This is a genomic window from Lactobacillus sp. JM1, from assembly GCF_009834385.1.
GTDB classification, from domain to species: Bacteria; Bacillota; Bacilli; order Lactobacillales; family Lactobacillaceae; genus Lactobacillus; species Lactobacillus paragasseri.
On the sequence record NZ_CP044412.1, the window covers coordinates 1,160,443 to 1,185,840 of the forward strand.

Here is a 25,398-nt window from a genome sequence, read left to right on the forward strand (position 1 = left end):
CTATGAGCTTAATTCCCTAAAACCTTTAATAAAAATATTTATTTACCTTATTTAAAATATTCTAATTTGCCAAGTAAACTTTGATTACCAACTCAAAATTTTTACCATCCCAATGGAAGTTTTTTACTCGACCAAATAAAAGATTACCAGAGTCAATCAAACGACTAAAAATTAAATTATGTTCACGTGGAATATAACCTAATTTTAGCCCAGCCGGTGTAGCTACAGAAATAGCATTTTTATCGTACTTATTATCAGCCTCACGTATTAATAGAACGGGATCATTCTCTTTTAGACGAGGAATTACCTTATCTTCAAGATGTAAATAGTCAGAACCACGTACTTCACAACCATATAGAAATGTGCTGTGACTCTCTCCTGATTGTTTATAAAAGACTTTTTTCAAATCAGTAACCTGATTTTCTAACTTATCAATTCTATCCATTAAGTCTGTGATTAAAACATCATCATTTCTATAAATACTCATTGTCCGGTCGACCTCCTTTTTATATTCCCAACTCTATGCTTACTATAAATTTTTTAAGTCAATTATTCAACAGAATCATGAATTTTATCCTCAGACGAAATATCTTTAAATCTTTCTAGTTAAAATAGTTGCACCATTATAATATTAGAAAATAAACATACCGCGCCCTGAGGAAAAGATCCGCGATGATTCTTTGCTTGTCTAATTTCATGTAATCCATAAAATTAAATGGAAATTGAATAGTAATCTAGTTTCATTAAAATTACTTTACCTTGTCAAGTACTTGTAATTTAATCGCACCAAACTCCGTCTTTAAGTAAGAAACCCAACATTAAGGCAGCAATTTGATCTGCATAGTCACCTAATTCTGCTTCGCTGCGAACTTGAATTTTATAATCTAAACCAACTTTCTTTGATGTTTTTCTCATGTGAGCAGCCATAAAATCTGATGCTGCACCTGAACCACATACCAAAAAAACATTCTTAGTCATTTTTAAATTATCCATTAATATTATTTTTCTTGACACTTATATGGTATAAAATAGGCACTTACATTTAAAATAGACTTTTGCACTGTAGGGTGAAAAACGGTTTGGAAGATAATAAAAAAGGCACATTGCAAAAGCAATGAACCAGTAGTGTAATTACGACTAATAACTTTATTGATCTAACAACCATCTAAAACCGCCTTTTTGTCCGCCTTCTTTGATTAACTGATCTAAACCTTATTGATCTAACAACCATCTAAAACTGTTGTCGCTGATTTCATTAATTATGCAAAGATCTAAGCCTTATTGATCTAACAACCATCTAAAACTATTCAGCATTACAACTCGTACCGACGATAGATCTAAGCCTTATTGATCTAACAACCATCTAAAACACGGGTATGGATACGATGAATAATGCGATAGATCTAAGCCTTATTGATCTAACAACCATCTAAAACTGCTTTATCTTGGAATAGTGCTTTCCAACCGATCTAAGCCTTATTGATCTAACAACCATCTAAAACATCAGAACTAAACATATACTTTAGCAGAGGGATCTAAGCCTTATTGATCTAACAACCATCTAAAACCGAAATTTTATAATCAGTTTTTAATCAGATAGTTAGTACCAATCAACAAGATCTTGATCAATGTAGAAATAATCAACATCTTTTGGAAAAAACAGAAAATCCGCAGATGTGAATTCTATTAAAATTAATTTCAACTTCATTTCTTTTAACAGATCATTTAACATCCCTACCTGAGCTAAATTTAAGTAATGAGCTACATTACAAGCAACAGGTATAGAATGGAGATTATAATTTTGATGTATTTTTAAGATCGATTCAATTATAGCATATGGTTCTTCTAAAAACTTAGTATCTAAATGTAGATTTTCTAACTTTAAAAATTTCTTCAAGTCTTCATTAAATTCAAGTTCTAATGGTAGATCTTCAAGTAGCAACGAATCTTGAATTATCCCTTCTAGTTTATGGTACGTTTTTAATATTTCATTACGATCTGCTTCATTAAGCACTTCAATGTATTCTTTTATAATTACGGGCATATACTTGTCAAAAATATTTTGATTTAATACCGGGTCAGCAATAAAATCAAAATCTTTAATTATATTCAACTGATTATAATCATCATCTGAACTTAGGAGCATATCCTTTTTACCTTGAAAGCTCTGAACCACGTCCCGATAAACTATTGGACTAGAAGTTGCAATTACTTTTATTCCACTATTTTTCATAACCATCTTTTTATGAGATAAATAAGATAAAATCATAGAATCACTGTCCGATCTGAACTATTTCTCACATCATCAACTGGATTGCCAACCAAAAAATGCATATCATTGTATTGCTTCTCAGTAACCATTAAAGATTGAACAACGCCACTAGTTGGTAAAAAACTTTTAATTCGATTTTCCAAAAAAGTTGCTGTTTTTCTACTTACGCATACTCTTTCATAGATAGAATATTGAATCATTAAGAATCCTTCGTTAATCAGCCTCTTACGGAATTGACGATACTCTCTTCTTTCACTAGCTGTATCAACAGGTAAATCAAACATTATCATTAATCGCATCATTCGGTACCTCATCAGTTAGCTCCATTTCTATTTTCACCTTATCAATTTCCCCACTTAAAAATCTTAGGCAATCTCTAACATAAACTGTAATTGCATTAGAAAGTAAAGTCTTTCTACCGTTGAACTTTATTTCTAAACTAAGCAATTCTACTAATCCAAACTTAATATCAGGTGTAAATTCATCAATATTTTCATGTGCTTTAACCCAATAATCAACAAAAGGTCTAAAGGGTTCCATTAAATCTGATCCTAGATTAAATTGATTTTCTTGAGAATGATGATGAATACCCAAATAAGATAAATACCCATTTACTGCAATTTCACGATTAAAAGCTGAAAGTAAAATAGCATATCCATAATCTAAAGCTGCATTAATTACACCAGAATTTCTTCTTATAAAGTCTTTACCAAACATATTGATAAAATATTTTCTAGCTGCGGCTGCTTCTCGATTAGTTGAATCATTCAATTCCATTTGATCTAATTCATTTTGAACATCATCCCAAACTAAATTATAATTTTGCAACGCCTTAATTTGATTTTGAATCTTCCTTGCTACAATTTTCGTCCATAGAAGCTCTTTCCGCTTCTCATCCCAATTAAATTGACTTTTTAATTTAGCCAGACTTCTACTATTCGGATAGTAATCAATTGTTTCACTGACAGGTTGATATTTAGCATCAACAAAAATTATTTTAGATTGATTTTCAGCTAGCTTACTAATTAGTGCACTTGTAATTACTGCTTGAGAAGTTGATACCAATAATAAATTAATATCACTAATCGGTATCTGATTAATCCCATCTTTTGTCTGCACAATCATCATATTCATTGAATACGTTAATTTAGCATGTTGCGTAATTATTACCGATCGCCATCCCATATATTTCCTCCTTGTATCTTTTACCTATACATGATATTATTAATTTGTTGGGTAGCTCCCAACACTAAACTTTATTGATCTAACAACCAGATTTAAAATCAAGCAATGCATCTTTTGATGCAAAGTTTCAATACTTGTCCCGAGCTATCGAGGGACTTTTTTTATGCAAAAAATAGGGAATCACATTGGTGGTTCCCTATTTTCTTTACAAATCTGAAATCTTAACGCGTTTTTCAAATAGACCTGTTGGAGATTGATAAATTAATTTTGCATTCTCAGATAATTTTACACCTGTAGGAATCTGTAATTTTCCCAATTCCGTAGATAATCCTAAAGACTTAATTTTAGGCATTACAGCATTATCATGTAATCCATTCAACACCTGCAAAATTGTATCTTTTTTCACATCTAACGATAAATTAATAAATTTTTCTCTTCCAGCATGTAATTTATCTCTAAATTTATTAATATCAAATAATGGTAAATATTTATCAATATTTGTAAGAATTTCATCATATGCTTCAATCAAAGCTTTCTCTTCATCCGTATCATTTTCACAATTATCTGTAATTGCTTGCATAGCATCTTGAGATAAAGTTAATTGCTTAGCATTATATACATATGTTGAACTTCCAAGCATAAACTTCTTGTCACCATCTAAAATTACTTGCTTATATGGAACTTTTGATTTAACAATTTCAAATGAACTAATTGTTTTATTTTTCTTTCCATTTTTGTTATACATAATTTCAGGTTCAAGCACCTGCTTCAAATAAGCATTATAGTGACCTTTTTTCTCAGCTTTTCTTAAATTAACTAATTCACGCATTGGTACTCCGAACACGCGATATTCGGTTTCCTTTTTCTTATTAATCCTAGCAATAACCATATAAGCATCGGAATTATTTGTATATCCGCCATATATTTCAGTAGGCATATCTTTCTTTTTAGGAATTAGATTACGTGATTTTTTTGTATCACGCGATAAACGCGGATAAACAGTCATCTTAAACATTTCCTGATCGCGAGTTTCAGTTTCTCGAGAAACAAGCATGTATTTATAATCATATGCATGTTTCAATTTTTCAATTATATCTTTTTTATCAAAAACCTTTTTCTTAGTTTCAAGACTGATAATATCGTTACCCTTGTTTTCAAAAATTTGCGAAATAAAATTATATTTTCTTGTTTTATCATAAATTATCTTTTCTTTTTTAGGATCAGAACTAAATTTTTTATATTGTCCATATACAAAGAAAGGACGTAAATAAGGATAAACCTGATAAAGAAGATTACCACAAATAGCTGAAAGATACGCATCAATAGCATGATGATAATCGTTGACTTCTCTACTCTTATATAAATTCAAATGCTTTCGCAAATAATGATTATATCGCGCTTTAACAACTATTATTTCAGTATCAGGATACTTAGATTGCAAAATCGTTGAAGCTAATTTAATAATTTGACTCGTTTCAACCAGTTGTCTATGTATGAAGCCTGAAGATTCATATTTATTTATCTTATCTGGATCAATAATTAAATTATTATACTTAGTCTTAGTAATTAATCCTTGATCTTTCCATTTTTCCCACATATGACGAATCGTTATTCCTAAGTCAGCCGCCATGTGATTTCCATATAATTTAACTGGTACATTATCAGATTTACCATTATTTACTGCTTTTTTAACTAAAACTCGGTTTTCCAGAGAATCATCTTTAATAAAGCTTTGTGGAAGAATGTGATCTATATCATATTGTTCTAGTTCATCAATATCAATTGGTTCACCCGTATAAGCATCCCTACCAAGTTGCATAAAGTATAAATAATATTTATCTTTCAACAATTTTTGATCTTTAGCAACCCGTTCCAACTCATTTCTAATAGCCTCCGATGCTAATTCATTAGATAATTCTTTATAAACTTTGCGCAATTTATTTGCTCGAGTTTGACTTATTTTAGCTTTATCGTCTGCATCTCTAGTAAATTCAATTGCGATTTGTTTAGGAACTTTTCCTGAGGCCGCTTTAACAATGTCATCAACCACTTTAACGACTTGGCGGATTGCTTTCTTATTAGCTGGTGACGTATAAGCCTCATTTAAAATGTCTTCTACACTGGTATTAACTAATAAATTTTGGTTGGCAACTGCAATAGCATCTTTAAAATCAGCCTGATTTACAATTTGCATAAAGTTATTTTGACTATCCCAAAGTTGTTCAATAATAGTTTGACCATTATTATCAGTTAATTGTGATAATAATTTTTTCGATAATTGACCCCAACCTTGCATTCTAATCTTGCTTAGTTTATCAATTTGTCTATCACTGAGCCATTTTATAGTTTTCAATTTATCTTTATAAATAGCCTTATCTTCAAAAATAGTTGACCATTCGATAATCCGTTCAAAATCTTTATCATAGTTAAGATCATCAATTTGTTGATCAAAAATCTTCAAATTTCTTAATTTATTATAAGTTGTCAATCCAGAATTAAATTTCTTTTCATCTGCTAATCCCTTAATTTCAACATTAATAAGATTATAATTCTCTTTCAAATAGGATTTAAGCTTATTGGTAGTTACCGTTGAATTCTTCTTAAACAAGTTATTATATAGTTCTTGTTTTAAAGGCACAGATATTCTTTTACCATTAATTTTTATGTTATTAAGTTCATTTAATACTGTAAACTTTTGATAAAGTAAACTATTAGCTGGTAAAACATCTTCACCTAATAAGTAAGTATCTTTAGTTGTCATTCGTTTAATGAACTTGTTTGCTGACGCCATTCGATCTACTTTTTGATCAAAATTCCAAGGAGTAATTTGACCTTGCTCCTTACGTATCATCCAGGCAAAATTTTGATTTTTCTTTGTTTGTTTATTTTTTGTAGATTCGTTTGGTGAAATTAATGGTCCTACATAATAAGGAACTCTAAATCTAATCAGTTCATCAAGCTTATATGGTGCTTGCTTTAAATGTGAAGAAACAGGATTTGCCTCTTTTAAAAACGGATAGTACTTTCCTTGATTTTTAATAATTCTATCTAATTCAAGCTGATGAAGTTGATATGGAATTACACCATTTTCATTTGTCCTCTGTTTTGGCATAAATGAATCTAAGGCAATTGCATCTAAAATTTCTTGTGATGCCTTTGAATCATCTAGATTCTTTTTAACTTCTTTATAAAAATCTTCTTTTGATAAAGTTTTCTTACTTCCCAAGACATCTTTAGCCTGAAGAAGTTTTCCATGACGATTGTTGACATACAAGTCATAAGCCAAGGCTAATTTCTTAGCCTTATCTCGATCAGGATGATCTGAAATAACTTGTTTCAATAGTTTCAAATCATCTGAATGCTTATTATACTTATCGATCATTGATTCAGATAAAGTCTTTCCCTCTTCAACAATGTTACTTAAAGTAATTGCGTTAGCCAAATTCCTGATTACTAACAGAATTTCTTGTTCATTTTCATTAAGGTCCCCAATTAGATTTTCAAACTTATTATCTGCATCCACATCAGTAAGCTTAAATTCCCAGTCGTCTGCTTCATCTTTACTAATGTTTTTTAACAAAATAGTTTCAAATTTAGTTTTGTAACCTAAAATAGCATTTATTATTTGCTTAGAAACATCTTTTATTAACTTAGTACGCTCCTTATTCTCAGTTTTTAAAGAAAGTAATTGATGAATTGACTTAACTTTATTTATCTTAAAAACATTCTTATCTCGAATAATTTTTTCAATTTCTAATGCATTACTACTATCAAGCTCTACAGTAAATTCTGAGTCTAATCTTTCATATAACTCATTTAATTTCTCCAAACTATCTTTTACATCTATTTTTGAAGCTTCGAAGTCTTTAACAGGTGTATTGTATAAAAAATTACCGCGATATTTCACAATGTGATGAATTGCAAGATAAATTTCTCTTAAGTCAAATTTCTTATCTTCACTCATCAAGTCATAACGCAAATGATATATAGTTGGATAATTGCAATAAAACTTCTTATCTTCTAAGGCAGTAGGAAAAACTATAGAAGATGCATTTTTCCTTTTATCTAAAGGTGAAAGACCAGATTCTTTTAAACGAGCAAAAAAATAAGGATCTACTTCCGTCATATACGGATCAAATATCTCTTCTAGTAGTTTTAAGCGCCATTTTCTTCTTTTTATTCTTCTCCGTGTTGTTCTAAAAGCACGACGATCAGCTGCTGAATTTCCTGCATCAAATAGATGAGAACCAATAGCAGTTTTCCCATGCATTCGTAGAATAGTATTTTGAAAATCCATTGCTACCCAGCCACACGAATTAGTCCCGATATCCAGGCCCACAATATATTCATTTTTTATTTTGGTCATTTTTTACCTTTCTAGCACTTAAGCGCTTTCTTATATCATAAAAATAATATGAGCAACCCCTTGATTAGATTTCATTGATCTAACAGCCATCTAAAACTACTAACTAAACTCAAAAGATCTGCTCACATTTATATTTTACTACTAACTTACTATTTTCTAAAGAAGAACTTACAAAAAAGCTCTATATAACCTGTAACTATTACTGATACTTTTTCACTAAATTTTCCTAATATGAGTATAAATTCATTATACATTGCACCAACGCAAAAAAAGAACTAAGCCTCAAAACGCTTAGTTCCATTTCAATTCAGTATTATTCAATTAAAAAAAGTCTATTTCTTCAATTCGTCGAAGAAACCGTCATCTTTTAAGATATCTAAGTAACGGCTAATAGCATCAGTCCAGGTTGGAAGTGGCTTGAAACCATTTTTTTCTAACTTGCTCTTGTCTAAACGAGAGTTAAATGGACGAACTGCCTTAGATAAGCCATATTCTTCAGTAGTTACAGGAGTAACCTTTGTCTTGTAGCCAGCTTGACGATAAATTTCTTTAGTGAAATCGTACCAAGAAATGTACCCAGTCTTAGTACCGTTTTCATCATAGCCACTTTCAGTTGCTGGTAGTTCTGAATTAGTTGCGTGGTAGTAGCCATATTTATCAGTTTCAATCATATCTACCAAAAGACGAGCTAAGTCAAAAGTATAAGTTGGGGTACCAATCTGATCACTAACAACCTTAACTTCGTCGTGATTTGAACCAACCTTAAGCATAGTCTTGATAAAGTTTGAGCCATTTACACCAAATACCCAAGCAATTCTAACAATGAAATACTTGTCTAAAGTATTAGCAACAGCTTCTTCCCCGCCAAGCTTGGTTTCACCATAAACATTCAAAGGCTTATAGCCCTTAAAGTCTGGTTCCCAAGGGGTAGTTCCCTGGCCATCGAAGACATAGTCAGTTGACAAGTAAACCATTGGGGCATCTAATTTCTTTGCAACGTTAGCGATGTTTTGAGTTCCGTCAACATTAACCTTGCGAACAGCTGCAACCTTATCGTCATCTTCAGCCATATCAACTGCAGTCCAAGCAGCACAGTGAACAATAACATCAGGATTTACTTCAGAAATAACCTTGTTTACGGCTTTTGCATCAGTAATATCTAAAGAAACATAAGGTGCCTTAGTAACGCTACTTCCGTCAGCAACACCAGCATATTCAGGTGCCAAGTCAGAACCAACACCTTCATAGCCACGCTTAGCAAGTTCATTCATTACGTCATGGCCAAGTTGACCATTAACGCCAGTTACAAAAACTTTCATTCATTTACCTCACTAATTAAAACTTAAAAGTATCCTTTAAGCCCTTCCATTCTTGATCACGTTCAGCCATGTTGAGCTTGGTACCATCATCAAGAGTGTAACCAGAAGCATCTGGACTACCTGGGTAATCACCTTTAAGGTGTGGCCATTCAATGCCAATTTCAGGATCGTTCCAAGCCATACCACCTTCATCGTTTGGATGCCAGAAGTCATTAACTTTGTAACAAAATTCCGCTACATCGCTTAAAACAAGGAAACCATGAGCAAAACCTTGTGGGATTAAGAATTGCTTCTTGTTTTCTGCAGTTAACTCAACACCGTACCACTTACCATAAGTCTTAGATTCACTACGAAGGTCAACAGCAACATCAAATACGCTACCACGAACTGCGCGAACTAATTTAATTTGTGGGTACTTCTTTTGGAAGTGTAAACCACGAAGCACACCCTTAGTTGAACTTGATTGGTTATCTTGAACAAAGTTAATGCTAAAGCCAGCATCCATCATGTCTCTTTGGTTAAAAGTTTCCATGAAGTAGCCACGATCGTCTCCATGAACAGTTGGTGTAATAACTGCTAAACCTTCAATGCCACCAACATTTTTTTCAACTTTAATTTGTCCCATTTTTAAAAAGCTTCTTTCTTTAATTAAAAATATTAATAACGAACTTTACCTTCAGCAACTGACTTTAAGTGCTTGCCATATGGACTCTTGCCATAGTGCTTTGCTGCTTCAAGGAGTTGATCTTTATCAATCCAACCATGTACATAGGCAATTTCTTCAGGAGCAGATACTGAAACTCCTTGACGCTCTTCAATCATTTTTACGTAGTTTGAAGCGTCAACTAGGCTTTGCATTGTACCAGTGTCAAGCCATGCATAACCACGACCTAAAAGTTGTACACCTAAGTCGCCATCTTGCAAGTACATATCGTTTAAACTAGTAATCTCCACTTCGCCACGTGCACTTGGCTTAACTTGAGCAGCTTTTTCACTTACTCCAGCTGGATAGAAGTAAAGACCAGTTACAGCGTAATTACTCTTTGGGTGTTCTGGTTTTTCTTCGATAGAAATTGCGTTACCATTTTTATCAAAGTCAACTACACCAAAACGTTCAGGATCATTTACGTAGTAACCAAATACCGTCGCCTTACCCTTTTGTGCATCTTCAGCAGCATTCTTAAGTAAATCAGTAAAACCGTTGCCGTAGAAAATGTTGTCACCTAAGACCATGGCGCAAGGTTCACCATTAATGAAATCTTCGCCCAAAGTAAATGCTTGTGCTAAGCCATCTGGAGTTGGTTGTACCTTGTAAGAAAGGTTAACTCCAAATTGTGAACCATCACCTAATAACTCCTTAAAACGTGGAGTATCAGCTGGAGTAGAAATAACTAAAATATCTTTAATACCAGCTAGCATTAAAGTAGATAATGGGTAATAAATCATCGGCTTGTCGTAAACTGGTAATAATTGCTTACTAGTTACTAGAGTCAATGGATATAAACGAGTACCTGAACCGCCTGCTAAAATAATTCCCTTCATGCTGAATTAGTCCTTATCTAAAACTTGCTTCTTGCCGTACATTTCATCGTAGTAGTTTTGGTAATCACCAGAAATGATGTTTTCCCACCATTCTTTGTTATCGAGGTACCATTGAATAGTCTTCTTGATACCATCTTTAAACATAGTTTCTGGAAGCCAACCTAATTCATTGTGGATCTTTTCAGGATCAATTGCGTAGCGACGATCATGTCCCTTACGGTCAGTAACGTGTTCAATTAATGAGTAAGGCTTGTCTAAGTAGTCACAGATAAGCTTAACAATGTCAATGTTGTGCATTTCGTTGTGTCCACCGATGTTGTAGACTTCGCCTGGAGTACCTTTTTCTAAGATAAGATCAATTGCCTTGCAGTGATCTTCAACGTATAACCAGTCACGAACGTTCTTACCATCACCGTAAACTGGTAATTTTTCATTATTTAAGGCTCTTTGAATCATCAAAGGAATCAATTTTTCTGGGAATTGATATGGACCATAGTTGTTAGAACAACGTGAAATAGTTACTGGCAAGTGGAAAGTTCTACCATATGCACCAACCAATAAGTCTGCACTCGCCTTACTTGATGAGTATGGGCTTGAAGTATGAAGCGGAGTATCTTCGTGGAAGAAAAGATCTGGACGATCTAATGGTAAGTCACCGTATACTTCGTCAGTTGATACTTGGTGGAAACGCTTGATACCGTACTTACGGCAAGCATCCATCAAAACAGAAGTACCAATAATGTTAGTTTCTAAGAAAATTTCTGGATTTTCAATAGAACGGTCAACGTGACTTTCAGCAGCAAAGTTAACTACTACATCAGGTTTTTCTTCTTCAAATAACTTGTAAACACCTTCACGATCACGGATATCTAATTTAACAAACTTGAAGTTAGGATTATCCATGACATCCTTCAAAGTAGATAAGTTACCTGCATAAGTTAAACTATCTAAACAGATAATTTCATAGTCAGGATGTTTCTTTAACATGTAAAAAATAAAGTTTGAACCGATAAAACCGGCACCACCAGTAACAATAACTTTCATATTATTCCTCCAAATATTTTTGAGTTCATATGAAGTATATAACATTACGTTACGTCACCTTCAAGCCTAAAAATAAAAAAACTATGTTTTTTTACAAATAAAGTATCCAACGTCTTTAGTAATGTGGAATCCTCCACTTACTTTTTCGTCGACATAGTTTTTAAATTCGTTATAGTGATCTAATAAAATTGCATTCTGATTGCCGTGACAAGATAAAATGTAAGAAATTACTGGCGTAGATTCAGATAACTCAATAGCATCTTGATATTTATGACAAGAAACGTCTGTAAAGTCTTTACTTAAAATTTCTGCACCATTATCGAGACCAAAACGATCATATAGATTGGTAGAAGATAAAACTATTTCAGGATTAAATTCTTGAACTAAATCAGTAATTTCATGCATATGGCGCTTTGAATAAGTTGCACAGGCAAAAGATGCACCCTTTTTCATTACCCGGCGAACTTCTTTTAGAGTCTTGGGAATATCGTCACAATAAAAAAGCATGTGATTAGCAATTACCAGGTCAAAAGTATTATCGGCAAAGGGAATCTTTTGAGCGTCAAAAATTGCATATTGAAATTCAGAGTTATCGCCAATTTCATTCTTAGCATCGGCTAAGATTCCTTCTGAAATATCAGATAAAACTATTGTTAAACCTTTTGGCAGTTTATCTAAATTCTGAGACCATAAAGCACCGTTACCAGCACCCAATTCAAGAATCTTCATCCCTGGCTTTAAATCAAGCTGCTTAAACAGCCAATGGAACCATCCCTCTTTATTGAGAGAATAATCTCGGTGTAGCCTAATTCGAGCAGAAATATTTGAAGCATTCTGATATTGCGTACTTAAAGACTGATTCATTGAAGTTAAATGAATTAAATTTAACATTTTGCTCCAATCAACTTCTTGACCAGCCTTCAAGGTGCTACTCGTAGAATCAATAGCAGTTGCCACATTCTGCATTTCTTTAAGTCGTTCTTCTACTAGTCTTTTTTGAATTTGAAGTGAGTCAAGTAACAACTGTCTGTCCCCTGAACCTAAGGTCATCTCTCGAATATCGCTTAGAGAAAATCCTAGGTATTTTAATAGAAGAATTTGCTGCAGCTTTGCAAAATCTGTATCAGTATAACGTCTAGCACCACTCGCAGTATGCGTTGATGGTTTTAATAAATTTTTTTGATCATAATATCGAATCGTACGAATCGACACATGGGCTTTTTTCGCAAATTCACCGCTTGTGTAGTATTTTGGCATTTTTTAATCCCACTACTGTTTCAATCTAGGTTGAGTCAACCATTCATTTGGAAATTTTAATAAATTTAGTATTTCTTGTATATCTATGGAGTTCAGGTGCTTTTTTAACAAATTTAACCTTTTTCGAATAGTATTATTCAAAATTTTAAACTCAGTTGGACTTAAGAAACATTGCATACTTACAAAGACTGAATAGGCATATCTTCTACTATTCTTATCCTCAATATTATACTTTGAATGTAAAGCACTAAAATATTTTGAATCAGCCCTACACCTAAAATCTAGCAAACGGTTGTTATGAGCACAGACATTTCTTAATTCATGAATATTCTCAATAAATGAAATCATAATTTCAAGAGCAAAGGGCTAATTCAAACATCCCTAATTTATTCTGCATTTCTATTCCAAATTTTGATTTCCATATTCTTCCCACCTATTAGGATCCACGAATTATCTTCTTAAATCTCAATACTTAACCTTTTATTGAAACGAGCAAGCTCTACTGGATAAACTACTACTTATCAACTTTTTGGTCAAAATTAGCTCTATCTTTTAAGTTTTATTAATTATACTTAAAATAGTTCAGTATCTTATCTGTACTTTCACTCAATTAAGTCATTATGTGCCAAAGTAAACTTTTATTAAAAATAATTACGTTTTTTATCTTTACTCCGGAAGAAGATAGTCAGTCTATCGTTCTATTTACAGTAATTAGCACGATTGGGGACATTCTAATCTATTCTTCATGTGACTATGATTATACAGTACTAATTTCTACAAATAGATAATACCTTTTTATTCTTAAGTTTAAAATATATTAATCTCCAATTTATTAAAAGCAGTAGCTTTTTGAGTAGAAGTATTTTTATCTAATTCTTCATAAAGATCTTTCTCATAATTAAATTAAAGATATAGGTTACCTTCCCTATGTATCAGCTTAATGACAAAACTCTTATAAATAATTTCATCAAAACTGTGCTTCACGCTCTACGTAAAAGAAGAAATGTTATATGTTTTTACTTGGTTAAAAATGGCTGACTGTAAAATTAAACAAATGAACAAGTTCATCTAGACATGTTTGAATAGAATATCAACAATCACAAAAACATCTATTTGAGAGTACAAATTAGATAAAAAATTTAGTGAATAATAAAATCATCTCTTCAAATTCATATATTCAACTGGCAGTTTTAATTTTGCTGATTTATCAAGTTTTGAAGAAGTATCAAGGATCTTGAACTATTATCTCTATCCTTATACCTCTTATGATAAAAATAGTTAAGAAGGTTATCAATGTTACATCTTTGTATAGTTCAATAAGCATATTGGTATGTCATATATCATCAAATGAAATATTTGAAATAGAATCCAATCGTAATTAAACGCGTTCAAGCTATTAAAATAAAACAGAGCTTGGATCAATAACAATAATTGCAATCATAGTCTTTTTCTCTTCTCATCTACTTTGTTTTTTAAATCATCACTAACTTGAATTAAAAAGTTTTTATAAAACTTCTTCCACCAATCTTCTTCAGTTAGATTCTCTTCCTCATCATCTTGAGATTCATTAAACCATTGTCTAATTAATGGTATTATTTCATTATATATCAACAAATATTGATTATAAATCACACTATCAGTAGTACTCTCTTCATCAATTAAAAATATGCCACGATACTTATCTTCATTTGATTCTATAGTATTATTGACATCTATTTTTAACTCTAAATTTTTGTGCTCACCAAATGAAAGAGTCAATCTAATTTGTCTCAAAGAAGATGATTCCAGCAAAAATGAAAGTGTACTTAAAATATTCATTATGCCTGACCCATCTGCAGAAACTGTATTTAATAAATCTTCGGTATTACCTTTAAATCCATTAATTGAATCAATACTTAATATTTTGTCTGAGTTGGTGTAATCAGCGCTACTATTATATACCATAGAGATTAGCCAAATAATTATTCTACTGTCAATTCCATGAGGTACCTGTGCTATTTCATTTCTGCCCTTAAATCCAAAAATCTTTCTCAAAAGCGTCAATGCACCTGAGTTCTTATTAATAATAAGATATTTTTTTTGATTTAAAGTATACAATATTATCCAAAAATTATCTTCTGTTGATGTATTATCTATATTAGAAGTTCTATAGTAGCTAATATTGTAAAAATTAAAATTAATTTGATTGCTTCCAAAAGTTTCTTTCTTAAATTTTGGAAATGCAGTGTTTACTTCAACTTTACTGATAGTATTCTGTTTATCTGCTAACACTGAAGTATTATTTTTTACTTCTTCAATTTTTGCACCTATCTTTTCAATACTAATATTTTGATCTTTTTCATTAGTTTTAGTATTCTGCTTTTCCATGAAAATCCATCTTGTTGTATTTGACATATTAAACTCCTATTTTCATTTTATTTGTTTTAATTATTAATTTTCTTTTATTTTTATTTTCCTTAATTGTTAAATAGATTGTATCAGATTTATTTCCACTTATTTCATTCGCCATAACAGATATAGGAATAACCATATCTTCTGAGTCTAATTTACAAATATGCAAATCACGATTTTCTTGAACAACGGATTTATCACAGCTTGCAGATACAAAATCTGGAACTTTCAATATTACTTCTAAATTAAAATTAAGGATCTTTCTAGCATCATCACAATGAATCTTTGCATAAATTGTTGCTGGCTTTTTTTCATTCATTGATAAATTTTCATCTTTTTTATTTAAAAATTGCCTCCCAGTATTTAAATATAATTCAACAGATATTTTACTTTTGTAATAATAATCCTCAATTAAATTTATAAGATACGTAAAAAAAACACTATATATAGAAATATCAAGTGATAAATTTTTCTTAGGAATAATTGGAATAATACGAGTCAAGTTGAAAAAGTGTGCACAACTCAAACTAAAGATTATAATCATTAAAGGCTTTAATAAATTCTTATATAACTTTTTCATTGAATAATCAACTGTAATTCTTTCTTTAAAAAAGCTTTTATTTTTTCTTCTATATCTTCATTCATTATTACAATGCCATTTGAATAGACAATTACATCATCACTACTATTTCCTAAAGAAATTTTGTTAATTTCTATTGAATTATCACAATATAATAAATTTAAGCTTTGTAACAAATACTTGAAACATAATTCTGAATTATGTTTGTTTTTAAGTCCCTTTAAAGTTTTACGTAACTCCCCATAGAAGGTTTCATCATCTTCTTGTAATTCAATATCATACACAGTTAAATCAATTTTCTTAAAATCTTTGATTAAATCAATCATTAATCTAGAATTAATGATTAATTGATAATAGCCTTCTCTCTGATACTTTTTTATTAATGAGTAATAGTCTATTTTAGATTCATCATATGTTACCAATTCATAAATTTTATCTTTATCTTTAAATTTATAAAAAATTTTATCTTTTTTATATTTCATTATAGCCACCAAATACTTCACTCTTGTGAATTAACAGTAAAAAAATATAATTCAATTTTAAATCAAACCATATAAATAGTCACTTTGTATTTTTAACATAATAGCCATTTTTTCTTTTAACTATCACTTTATCCAATTCAAATATTATTCCCTATACACAAAACTCTGATTTATTCATCAAATACTTATACTATTCTTGTCATTTTTATTATACAAAAAAAGAGGTATAAGTCTCACTGCATTAAATCTTCTAATCCCAATAAGTTGACTACTTATGTCCTCTCTTAATGATTGTATTAAAATTCAACATCATATTAAAGGTACTAGTATCATTTTTTCTGATTATTCTGAAAAAATTGATGACAAGTCTCAGAAAGTCTTGATAGCTGACTTATTCAGAACTCTTTTTTTATTGCTATTCTACTAATCTTAAACATGATGGTCACTATTTTTCTAACGTTCGTTTCATTACTACCAATGCTAGTAAACTTTAGTTAAGAAAATAAAAAGTTCTGTGTAATACTTCTCTTAGGAGACTGTAGCTTAATCTAATCTTATTAATGAATGTTATCATAATTCTAATTATTATAGACATAAATAGGTTCCACCAATCTTTGCAATCTACTTTTTCTGAAATAGAAAGCTTATTTAGTGCAGATAAAGACTTTAATTATTGGAAAATAATCAGTCATTACCCGCATTGTGAATTAGTTAGATAAACTCAAGAAAAGGATATTATTAAATGGCTTATGCAGCTTAAAGGCATTCCGAAAAAGCATGCGCAAAAGACTTCAAATAAGTTGAAAGATCTGTCTAACAAGGCTTATCCTGTTGTTTCTGAAAACAGCGTAGAAGTCGAGCAGGTGCAATATTATGCTCAAAGACTAATTAACTTAAACGAACAAAGAAAAAATTTAATTTCTAGAATGGTTAAACTAGCTAAATCTTTACCCAATCATGATCTTGAAAATCTAGAAAGTATTCTCGCTTTGTCCAAACTACGGCTATTAGAGTATTAGCTGAATTAGGAAGCATCCGTAGATTTTCTAATCCTAATATGATCAATGCTTTTATCGGTATTGATCCGGGACGCTATCAATCTGGTGAAATGGATGCTAGTTTAAGTATTACTAAACGCGGTAATGCAATAGCACGTAAACTGCTTTATCGTGCTATTGGACAAATAGATAATGCGGCTAAAACTAATCCTTGTCATATAGCAGATTATTATGAAAGCAAAAAGCTATCCTCTCAAACCAAAGGGTTTAAAAAGATAGCTATTGCTTCAATTCATAAATTAATCAGAACTATTTATGCTCTGATTACCAATGATCAACCATATGATTACAACGTAGCCACACATAATCAAAAAGACTTTGGTCGTAATTAATTGATCAACTTTATTATAGACCTAAGCTTGTAAAAGCGACATGTTTTACAGGTTTATTTGTCGTACCTTTTTTCTGAAATAATTCATCCTATATTTGCTACACTCAAAAATAAAGTAAAGCATCTTGTTGTGATTGACCCTACATGGAAAATTTACATGTAGTAATAGTTGAACTGCTTTATCGCCACAATTTTCCTACAATAAAGGATAAAATTCCAAATATGATCGTCATAATCAACTGAGTACGCGGTATTCCTCCTGTATTTTTATCTTCTAACATCCATTTATATATCAAAATAATCACTTCAATAATATTAAAGATTATCCAAACTATTAAACAAAAGAAACTAAAATGATCGTTTAGACCTCTTCCTTCAAGAAAAATTAGAATGATAATACATGCTGCAAAATCTAGAAATAATGTTATCACAATTCCAAGTTTTTTTACAAATTCATCAAATTTCTCAGTCCAAAAAGGTAAGGTAAATATCCAAAAAATCATAACTAAATACACTATAAGAAAACCCATACTTATTTTATTAGTTAACTCAACTTTATATTTTACATCACCGAATTTTTGAGTTAATTTTATCAATACACTGCTATTTACCAAAAATTTAATATATTTATGAAAATATAAACATACGCCATACACAATCGCTCCTAATCCATTAGCAAGTAACACAGGAATAGCTATCATATTAAAGAAAATAGGATGCTTGTTTATACAATCTAAATTTCTTTTTCCTAAGCGATAATAATAAAGTGTTTTTTTCTCTTTATTTGTCCTTTCTTCTATTATTATTCCAATTTTTTCAGTATTGAATAGTTTTTTTATGTGCGGAAGATTCAAATAAAATCTATTTTTGCCACTAACAAAAGGCACCTTACAAAAATCAATTACCTGCTTTTTACAGTAAGAAGTATCATAAATATGTTTTACTAAACTTACTTTTCTTTCTTTAATATATTCTAATGGGGTTATTCCTAAATATCTGTACTTTTTACCTCGGTTAGCAAAAATATAAAGTTCAATTGGTTTATTAAAATTTGGTCTCAAAACTTGCTTCTCTTCGTCATTATCGGGTACATATAATCTCAATTTAAAACAGGGCTCTGTAAGTATTATGGCGATAATAATAGAAATAAAATAAATCCAATAAATTATACTTACACTATAAATTTTTTCTAAATCTAAATGTGATATCACTATAGAAATGACTATCAAGAAAATAATCCTTAATAAATATATTAATACCCTAAACCAGTTGCTTCGATATTTACGTATCCAATGGGTTCTAAAGATTTTATTTATTTGATCAATAACCAATATAAATAAAATCAACATAATATAATTAAATGACTGACCATGAAAGAATCTACAAAAACCTAATATAATAATTAAAATTATCCATTCTATAATCATTAAAAGAAATTGCTTTATATATTTCATCTTTCTATCCCAATTACCCTTATTTTTGCATAAAGAAATAGGCCATAGCCTCTCTCCTTCTTCGACCAATTCAATTAAGTTTACTAGGAGTTTGCGCTATGTCCTCTTTTAACGATTATATTAAATTTTCTCTGGATATTGAAGATCAAAACATTGTTTTTACTGATTATTTTAAAAAATATATTAACGGTAAATATCATAATCTCTATGTTGCAGAGCTTATTCAGCCTGCTTGTCCTTACTGCCATTCCAATAATCTTAAACACAATGGTCATTATATTTCTAACGTGCGTTTTATTACTGCTAATGCTAGCTATCCTGTTACTATCCGACTTAAAAAACAACGCGTTCTTTGCAATGACTGCCTTAAAAGATCAATGGCTCAATCTAACCTTGTTAATAAATATTGCCACATCTCTAACGCTTCTAAACGTAAGGTCTTAGCTGCTCTTACAGAAGATCGCTCTATGACCAGTATTGCTCGTGAGCATAACCTATAGTTAATACTGTTCAAAGAGTCTTAGAATCTTGTTCTCCTAAGTTCTACGATGATTTAGATCAGCTTCCTGAGTATTTAGCTTTTGATGAATTTAAAGACGTTGGCAAAAAAACGCACTTTATTGTTAATGAATAAATATACTTATACTCTAAGCAAATCTAATTTGCTTAATTTGATCGTATTCTTTGCTGTTTTTATCCCAACATTTCTTGTTTCAATATCATTCTGAATATTTAAAAAGAATTTTGGTGATACACCAAATAACTTTCCTAATCTTACATAAGTATCTACTGTAGTTTTTCTTTCATCATGAAGACTATCTAAAATTCTTGATGGAGACACCTCAATTTCCTTAGCCACTGCATAAGCCGATAAGTTTAGAGGCTTCATAAATTTCTTTACTTAAAACTTCACTTATCTTTGAAATTTGTGTAGTATTCTTTCTTTAACATCATTATTTTCCTTCTTATTATCTTGTTATGCTAGCGATAATCAACAATCTCTAAATTTGGTGTTTGAATAATAAAGTGAATTCAATATTAATCATTCATAGTAATACTATCCTTTTCTATTATATTCAAGTTTTTTATGGGAATGGATGGAATATAATACCACATAAATTACTTTAGCAAGCAATTAGTCATCTGACTAAAACTCATTTTTGTAATATAACAGATTATTATAAACCTAAGCTTGTAAAAACGACATGTTTACAAGCTTATTTATCGAACTTTCTTTTAATACAAAAATATGAGCAAAAAACTAAAGCTGAACACTTTATTGAGTTTAACTTTACATAGAAATGAATCATAACACCATATTACGTGTAGACGGTTTGACAAATAGCAATTTTTTATTAAAAATATGAACCGTATATATATAGATTCGAGGTAATAATATTGATGCAAAATAACACTTTAAATGAGCTATTGATTATTGGAAACGGTTTCGATTTACAATGTAAACTAAAAACTAAGTACACAGACTTCTTTTCAAAAAAATATGGTATTGATTTTCTAACCGAAAAATATATTGAAAAGTTCCCTGAACAGACGGTTATACAATGTAAACAAAAAGCAATAGATTTTTTTATTAATGTATTTAAAGAAAAACTTTATAATTTAAATGTTGAAAAATTTATTCAGTCAAATTCTGATTCTTACGGATATTTAATCAACTATTTCAAACAAATTTTTAGACAAAACTTCTCTGATTTCGAACCTACTCTTACTAATTGGGACATTATTTTCATAAGCTCTTATGTTTTAATGAGTAATAGTGATAAATTTCAGTGGGTAGACATTGAAAAAATGATATTTAAAACAGTTACTATTGTTTTTAAAAACAAGAAAGAAATTTTTTCAAATTCAGAATTTCCAAATGATCAAGCACGAATGAAATTCATTAATATAGTCCAATACTGTTTCAAAGATAATAAAGATCTTTCGACTAGTATGCTCGATAGCCTTAAAAAGTTTGAAAAATCTTTTGCTTTATATATTAAAAATCTCATTTATAAATCCAAAGATCATTATTTTAAAAGATCTGAAAAATTATTAAAATATCTAACATCATCCTACAATGAAGAAATAGTACACCTTGACGTTATCAACTTTAATTATTCTTTAGATGAAAATATCGTTAACCAAATGATTCACGAAAAAAGGTTTTCAAACATAACCTTTAATAGTTGGACGAATATACACGGGGTTGCATCGTGGAATGATTCATATACTAGGTCACAAATAAACAAATTACATTCTAATTATAAAAGGTTAGCCCCACCTATATTCGGAATTGATTGGCATGACATTTCCGATACAACTAATGACATAGACTTTAATGATCCGAGAATTATATTTACCAAATCTTTTAGATTAATTGATAATCAAGTTAACAATATGAGAGATAAAAAACATCAATTTCAAAAAAATATAAATAAAATTATCTTCTTCGGCCATTCTTTAGGACATGCTGATTATTCTTACTTCGAATCATTATTTGACATTTATAATATATATGATAGTAATATTGAATTAAACTTCTATTACAAAAAAGGTAGCAGTGATTTCTTAGATAGACTCAGTGCTCAAAAAACTCTTGAAGAAATTATAAAGTTACTCACCTCTTACGGTCAAACATCAACTAATCAGCACGGAGAAAATATTGTCAATAAACTATTACTAGAGCAACGGTTAAATCTTTTACCGAGCCCGTCTATCAATAAAGGTACACTTTAGTGACAGCTTAGCATCGTTAATAAACCTTCACGGATTTAAAATTGAAGTGCAACACGAATCGTTAAACAAAAAGGCCATGAAGACCTAAACTTGAAATGACTAAAAATCAAGAAAGTAAGATCTTCATGACCAATTCAAATTCTAGCATTTCTAAGCACTATCATCAATTAACCAGTTTACAGCGTGGACAAATTCAAGCAGTGTCTGAGAAAAAACGACAGTAGCACTTCCCCCTGCTACTGTCGTTTTGGTTTTATTCGCCTCTATACTTTTTCCTGTTGATGGATATCTATGATATTCTATCGACAGGATTTTTTATTGCATAAAACATTCTAAGCTAAATAGTGAATTGATTATCCGACGGAATAATTAATTCACTATTTTTTGTTCTAATCGTAGGATGGAGATAGAAGTAAAACAATATGTCGTGGCCTCTTTAGACGCTTGATGCCGTGCAAAAAACTGACAGTTTTGCTTATGACTTTAGTAACCTCTTCAAAGAATGTGGACACTTGATGTCGAATTTAGAAAATTAGATCTATCTTCCTAAACAAATATGTTTTACTACTAATCTTTAGGAGATATTTATTATGCAAGTTGTACTCGAAATTGATATAAGCAGGTCTACTTCTACTATCTGTGAATTAATTGGTCAAAGCAAAAATGAAATAACAATTACTAATGATCGTTCAGACTTTACCCTGCTATTAAAGGATTTAGCTACTTTTTATAAATCATATTCTCAGCTACAGGCATCTATTCTCGTAGATTGCAAGCTTTTCTAGAGGACTATGGCTATAACTATATAATTATTAATCCTCTTAAAGCTAAAAAAGAAATGAATCTAGGTCTGTGCCATAATAAAAATGGTAAAAATGATACTTATTATCCAGCCTTAATTCAAAGATTATATAACCAACCAATTAATAAAATACAAATTAATATGTATCATCAGCTTAATGTGCTGAGAAGATTTTATGATCAGCTAACGTCTGACTTAGTAATAGCCAAAAGAAGGCTCCATTAGGTTCTTCAATCTACTTTTTTCGAAATAAAAAACCCATTTAATGCAACTAAAGGATCTAATTATTGGAAAATAATCAGTCATTATCCGCATTGCGAATTAGTTAGACAAGTTAACTTATGCAACTTAAATGCATTGCAAAAAAACATGCTCAAAAGACTGCAACTAAGTTAAAAGATTTGGCTAACAAGACTTATCTGGTTGTTTCAAAAATTATACAAGTATCGAAGTAAAGTGAGTAGATAAATCATTAAATCCACTTTTATTATGATTAAAAGCAAAAGTTCTTTTCTCAAACTCATCAGTTATTTGTGTTGCATGACTTTTACCTTGGCTAACGTCTATTCCTATAAAATTCACAAGATCACCTCACAATATTTATTGAGGCTAATATATTTCACTTACTCAATTTCTAAAATACGATCTTAACGATCAACAACCTAAATCTAGCTTTAAAAGAAAAATATATCAACGGGCCAGTTTGACAAACGAATTATCAATTCTTTCCTGTTGTCGACCTCAACCTCAACTTAATTTTAAACAAAAAAATAAGAGGTGAATTATAACATCGTCATGTTACAATTCATCTCCTACTTTAGGTTGTTTGACAAACAGCCAATTATTTCATTATTTTTAAGAATGCTAACCCGGCAATTATCATTAACATACTTACACTTATAACAAGAGTTACAATCCCAGTAGTAAATTTATATTTAGCATCCTTTTCATCATTTCCGTATAGTTTTTTTATGCCTACCAAAAGTGTCATTATTATTATATACATAATAATAACATAAATTCCTCCAATAATGAGCGCATATCCTATTGAAGCTATTCCCCACAATTTAACATCATGAAATAAATTTCCTAAAACTTGAACTGAACCCATCATTGCAAACGACATTGCAGTAAAAATAGCTAATATTCCGACAAATTCGGAATAAATATGTCCTACTTTTCTTTTTGCATTTTTAGCTATTTGTTCAGCATCCGATGTTTGACTTAAAATATAATCTCTTTGATAACAGCTTAATTAAATATGTCGTTCAAATCTCAAAAGATTATTGGTAATTCTTCTTCTATTTTCATTCTCATCTCTTTTATTTAAATCTTTAGCAATTTCATCGTTAGAATATATAGCAAACTTTTCATCGTTTAATAACGCTTCAAATTTATTTTCAGTAATTTCTTCTAGTAACGCAAAGTTACTCTTTAAATTTTTAAACTTTTCTTTCTCTAAATGATAGATAATATCACTAATTTCTGGATACGATCTACAATAACTCTCTTGTTCTCCTAAAAAAATTAAACTATCAATTAATTGATCATTATCCTTATCTTGATCTAATTTAATAGTAAACTTATTTATAAGTCCTTCAATAAAGTTTCTTCTATCCATTATTTTAATTCTGATTCATTACTTTGGAAACAGGCTAATATTTCATTATCTTTATAATCTTGCGCTTCATAATTCATTATTTTATCTTTATAGTTATACCAACTAGGATCTTTATGTGTCAATCCTACTAATTTCCATGTAGGAATTTTAATTAAGTTTAATGTAAAATCAGTAATTTCTTTCCGAACTTTATTAGTTATTTCAATTTCGGGAATTTGTTTTTGAAATTGACCATTAGAATCAAAATAAGCATTTACATATTTATTTGTAATCGGTCCTGCACCATTATCTCTAAAAGTACGATAAACATTTTTTTGAACCGGACCATATTGCCATTTTGAAAAAGTTCCGTTTACTATACCATATTTATACTTACATAGAGTAAATCCTTGTAAAAAAAATAATATTTTCTGAAGTTGCAAATTTGTGACAGACATATTATTTTTTTTAGCTATATCTATCACAAAATTCGCAACAGCAATAGGTTCTTGAGCTTGTAAAATTTCTGCCATAATTTTGCCCCCCTCAATAAGACATCCATATTAATATAGCATATAATATTTTTCTCTACAATATTTAGTTGCTGTCATTAAGAATATATAATTTTCCGAATTTAAATTTTTTAGTCCAATAATTCCCTCCAATATCTTTAAATACAACTACTAGATTTTTTTGTTTTACTAGGTCCTTTAAATATACTGTTCTTAGTTTTTCCACATCTACTCTATAGAATTCACTTTCCTCATTTTTATCAATTGTCTTGTAATCTTTCTTTTGCAGCACGTTACTAATTTCTTTTTCTTCGTTCCAAAATAAGACTTGACTTTCGGTAATTTCATCACTATTTAACTTTTTCCAATCTTCCTCAGTACATATTCCTTTATAAGATAGTTTTGTATTTTTATTAAATCTATTAATAGCATAAATAGTTCAAATTTTTGAATTAAATTTATAA

23 protein-coding genes, 3 pseudogenes and 1 CRISPR repeat array are annotated in these 25,398 nt (G+C 30.2%); of the genes and pseudogenes, 6 read left to right on the top strand and 20 right to left on the bottom strand.

The window, feature by feature from the left end; translation table 11 throughout:
• Window positions 1–61 precede the first annotated feature (61 nt).
• From F3I00_RS05935 to F3I00_RS05985, 11 genes are all read right to left on the bottom strand, one after another.
• On the bottom strand, window positions 62–487 hold the full coding sequence (locus F3I00_RS05935) for an HIRAN domain-containing protein (protein WP_020807050.1): 426 nt from the start codon (window positions 485–487) through the stop codon (window positions 62–64).
• Between the two features lie 290 nt (window positions 488–777).
• Window positions 778–993 carry a cellobiose-specific PTS system IIB component gene (locus F3I00_RS05940; RefSeq protein WP_020807051.1) on the bottom strand — a complete coding sequence of 72 codons (216 nt, stop codon included), beginning with the start codon at window positions 991–993 and terminating at the stop codon, window positions 778–780.
• Window positions 994–1,144: 151 nt separating this feature from the next.
• A CRISPR array of direct repeats spans window positions 1,145–1,568; the repeat unit is 28 nt; unit sequence CCTTATTGATCTAACAACCATCTAAAAC.
• Window positions 1,569–1,600: 32 nt separating this feature from the next.
• Complete coding sequence (csn2, locus tag F3I00_RS05945) at window positions 1,601–2,269, bottom strand: type II-A CRISPR-associated protein Csn2 (protein ID WP_020807052.1); 669 nt, start codon at window positions 2,267–2,269, stop codon at window positions 1,601–1,603.
• Window positions 2,266–2,571: a CRISPR-associated endonuclease Cas2 gene (cas2, locus tag F3I00_RS05950; RefSeq protein ID WP_003648677.1), complete on the bottom strand. Its 306-nt coding sequence runs from the start codon at window positions 2,569–2,571 to the stop codon at window positions 2,266–2,268. Before cas2 ends, csn2 begins: the two co-directional genes overlap by 4 nt.
• On the bottom strand, window positions 2,549–3,457 hold the full coding sequence (gene cas1, locus F3I00_RS05955) for a type II CRISPR-associated endonuclease Cas1 (RefSeq protein WP_020807053.1): 909 nt from the start codon (window positions 3,455–3,457) through the stop codon (window positions 2,549–2,551). The genes cas2 and cas1 overlap by 23 nt, the downstream gene beginning before the upstream one ends.
• 205 nt (window positions 3,458–3,662) lie before the next feature.
• A complete protein-coding gene (cas9, locus tag F3I00_RS05960) occupies window positions 3,663–7,823 on the bottom strand; it encodes a type II CRISPR RNA-guided endonuclease Cas9 (RefSeq protein WP_020807054.1) in 4,161 nt (1,386 codons plus the stop codon).
• A gap of 332 nt (window positions 7,824–8,155) precedes the next feature.
• Window positions 8,156–9,142, bottom strand: a complete 987-nt coding sequence (rfbD, locus tag F3I00_RS05965) for a dTDP-4-dehydrorhamnose reductase (RefSeq protein WP_020807055.1) — start codon at window positions 9,140–9,142, stop codon at window positions 8,156–8,158.
• Between the two features lie 16 nt (window positions 9,143–9,158).
• Entirely contained in the window at window positions 9,159–9,767 is a 609-nt protein-coding gene (rfbC, locus tag F3I00_RS05970) for a dTDP-4-dehydrorhamnose 3,5-epimerase (RefSeq protein WP_003647168.1), read from the bottom strand.
• Window positions 9,768–9,799: 32 nt separating this feature from the next.
• Window positions 9,800–10,684, bottom strand: a complete 885-nt coding sequence (gene rfbA, locus F3I00_RS05975) for a glucose-1-phosphate thymidylyltransferase RfbA (protein WP_020807056.1) — start codon at window positions 10,682–10,684, stop codon at window positions 9,800–9,802.
• Window positions 10,685–10,690: 6 nt separating this feature from the next.
• Window positions 10,691–11,728: a dTDP-glucose 4,6-dehydratase gene (gene rfbB, locus F3I00_RS05980; RefSeq protein ID WP_003647166.1), complete on the bottom strand. Its 1,038-nt coding sequence runs from the start codon at window positions 11,726–11,728 to the stop codon at window positions 10,691–10,693.
• A gap of 81 nt (window positions 11,729–11,809) precedes the next feature.
• Window positions 11,810–12,985 (bottom strand): methyltransferase domain-containing protein, encoded by a 1,176-nt coding sequence (locus F3I00_RS05985; protein WP_020807057.1) that lies wholly within the window; start codon window positions 12,983–12,985, stop codon window positions 11,810–11,812.
• A gap of 620 nt (window positions 12,986–13,605) precedes the next feature.
• Between F3I00_RS05985 and F3I00_RS10980 the strand changes: the two genes are divergently transcribed.
• Window positions 13,606–13,773 carry a DUF3938 domain-containing protein gene (locus F3I00_RS10980; RefSeq protein ID WP_113533095.1) on the top strand — a complete coding sequence of 56 codons (168 nt, stop codon included), beginning with the start codon at window positions 13,606–13,608 and terminating at the stop codon, window positions 13,771–13,773.
• Between the two features lie 649 nt (window positions 13,774–14,422).
• Here F3I00_RS10980 and F3I00_RS05995 read toward each other — a convergent pair.
• Genes F3I00_RS05995 through F3I00_RS06005 form a run of 3 tightly spaced genes read right to left on the bottom strand, consistent with a single transcriptional unit; the run spans window position 14,423 to window position 16,438 of the window.
• Complete coding sequence (locus tag F3I00_RS05995; protein ID WP_065169746.1) at window positions 14,423–15,379, bottom strand: hypothetical protein; 957 nt, start codon at window positions 15,377–15,379, stop codon at window positions 14,423–14,425.
• Between the two features lies 1 nt (window position 15,380).
• A complete protein-coding gene (locus F3I00_RS06000; RefSeq protein ID WP_065169747.1) occupies window positions 15,381–15,956 on the bottom strand; it encodes a hypothetical protein in 576 nt (191 codons plus the stop codon).
• Window positions 15,953–16,438 (bottom strand): hypothetical protein, encoded by a 486-nt coding sequence (locus tag F3I00_RS06005; protein ID WP_065169748.1) that lies wholly within the window; start codon window positions 16,436–16,438, stop codon window positions 15,953–15,955. The genes F3I00_RS06000 and F3I00_RS06005 overlap by 4 nt, the downstream gene beginning before the upstream one ends.
• A gap of 596 nt (window positions 16,439–17,034) precedes the next feature.
• Between F3I00_RS06005 and F3I00_RS06010 the strand changes: the two are divergent.
• Window positions 17,035–17,828: pseudogene (locus F3I00_RS06010) on the top strand (transposase); the annotation flags it as partial.
• A 178-nt stretch (window positions 17,829–18,006) separates the two neighbouring features.
• On the opposite strand, the gene F3I00_RS06015 reads toward F3I00_RS06010, so the two are convergent.
• Window positions 18,007–19,254 carry a hypothetical protein gene (locus tag F3I00_RS06015; RefSeq protein WP_215541168.1) on the bottom strand — a complete coding sequence of 416 codons (1,248 nt, stop codon included), beginning with the start codon at window positions 19,252–19,254 and terminating at the stop codon, window positions 18,007–18,009.
• A gap of 125 nt (window positions 19,255–19,379) precedes the next feature.
• Here F3I00_RS06015 and F3I00_RS06020 point away from each other — a divergent pair.
• Window positions 19,380–19,903, top strand: a pseudogene (locus tag F3I00_RS06020) (helix-turn-helix domain-containing protein); the annotation flags it as partial.
• An 18-nt stretch (window positions 19,904–19,921) separates the two neighbouring features.
• Here the strand turns inward: F3I00_RS06020 and F3I00_RS06025 are convergent.
• Window positions 19,922–20,170, bottom strand: coding sequence for a HigA family addiction module antitoxin (locus F3I00_RS06025; protein WP_020807940.1), 249 nt, complete (start codon window positions 20,168–20,170; stop codon window positions 19,922–19,924).
• A 512-nt stretch (window positions 20,171–20,682) separates the two neighbouring features.
• Here F3I00_RS06025 and F3I00_RS06030 point away from each other — a divergent pair.
• From F3I00_RS06030 to F3I00_RS10985, 3 genes and pseudogenes are all read left to right on the top strand, one after another.
• Entirely contained in the window at window positions 20,683–22,020 is a 1,338-nt protein-coding gene (locus tag F3I00_RS06030) for an AbiH family protein (protein WP_020807939.1), read from the top strand.
• Window positions 22,021–22,115: 95 nt separating this feature from the next.
• Complete coding sequence (locus F3I00_RS10920) at window positions 22,116–22,244, top strand: hypothetical protein (protein WP_020807938.1); 129 nt, start codon at window positions 22,116–22,118, stop codon at window positions 22,242–22,244.
• Between the two features lie 366 nt (window positions 22,245–22,610).
• Window positions 22,611–23,253 (top strand): annotated as a pseudogene (locus F3I00_RS10985) (transposase); the annotation flags it as partial.
• Window positions 23,254–23,663: 410 nt separating this feature from the next.
• On the opposite strand, the gene F3I00_RS06045 reads toward F3I00_RS10985, so the two are convergent.
• The 4 genes from F3I00_RS06045 to F3I00_RS06060 form a co-directional block, all read right to left on the bottom strand.
• Window positions 23,664–23,948 carry a hypothetical protein gene (locus F3I00_RS06045; protein WP_024273097.1) on the bottom strand — a complete coding sequence of 95 codons (285 nt, stop codon included), beginning with the start codon at window positions 23,946–23,948 and terminating at the stop codon, window positions 23,664–23,666.
• A 129-nt stretch (window positions 23,949–24,077) separates the two neighbouring features.
• Entirely contained in the window at window positions 24,078–24,443 is a 366-nt protein-coding gene (locus tag F3I00_RS06050; RefSeq protein WP_020807933.1) for a hypothetical protein, read from the bottom strand.
• A complete protein-coding gene (locus tag F3I00_RS06055; RefSeq protein ID WP_020807932.1) occupies window positions 24,443–24,955 on the bottom strand; it encodes a Panacea domain-containing protein in 513 nt (170 codons plus the stop codon). Before F3I00_RS06055 ends, F3I00_RS06050 begins: the two co-directional genes overlap by 1 nt.
• A gap of 64 nt (window positions 24,956–25,019) precedes the next feature.
• Window positions 25,020–25,226 (bottom strand): hypothetical protein, encoded by a 207-nt coding sequence (locus F3I00_RS06060; protein ID WP_020807931.1) that lies wholly within the window; start codon window positions 25,224–25,226, stop codon window positions 25,020–25,022.
• Window positions 25,227–25,398 lie beyond the last annotated feature (172 nt).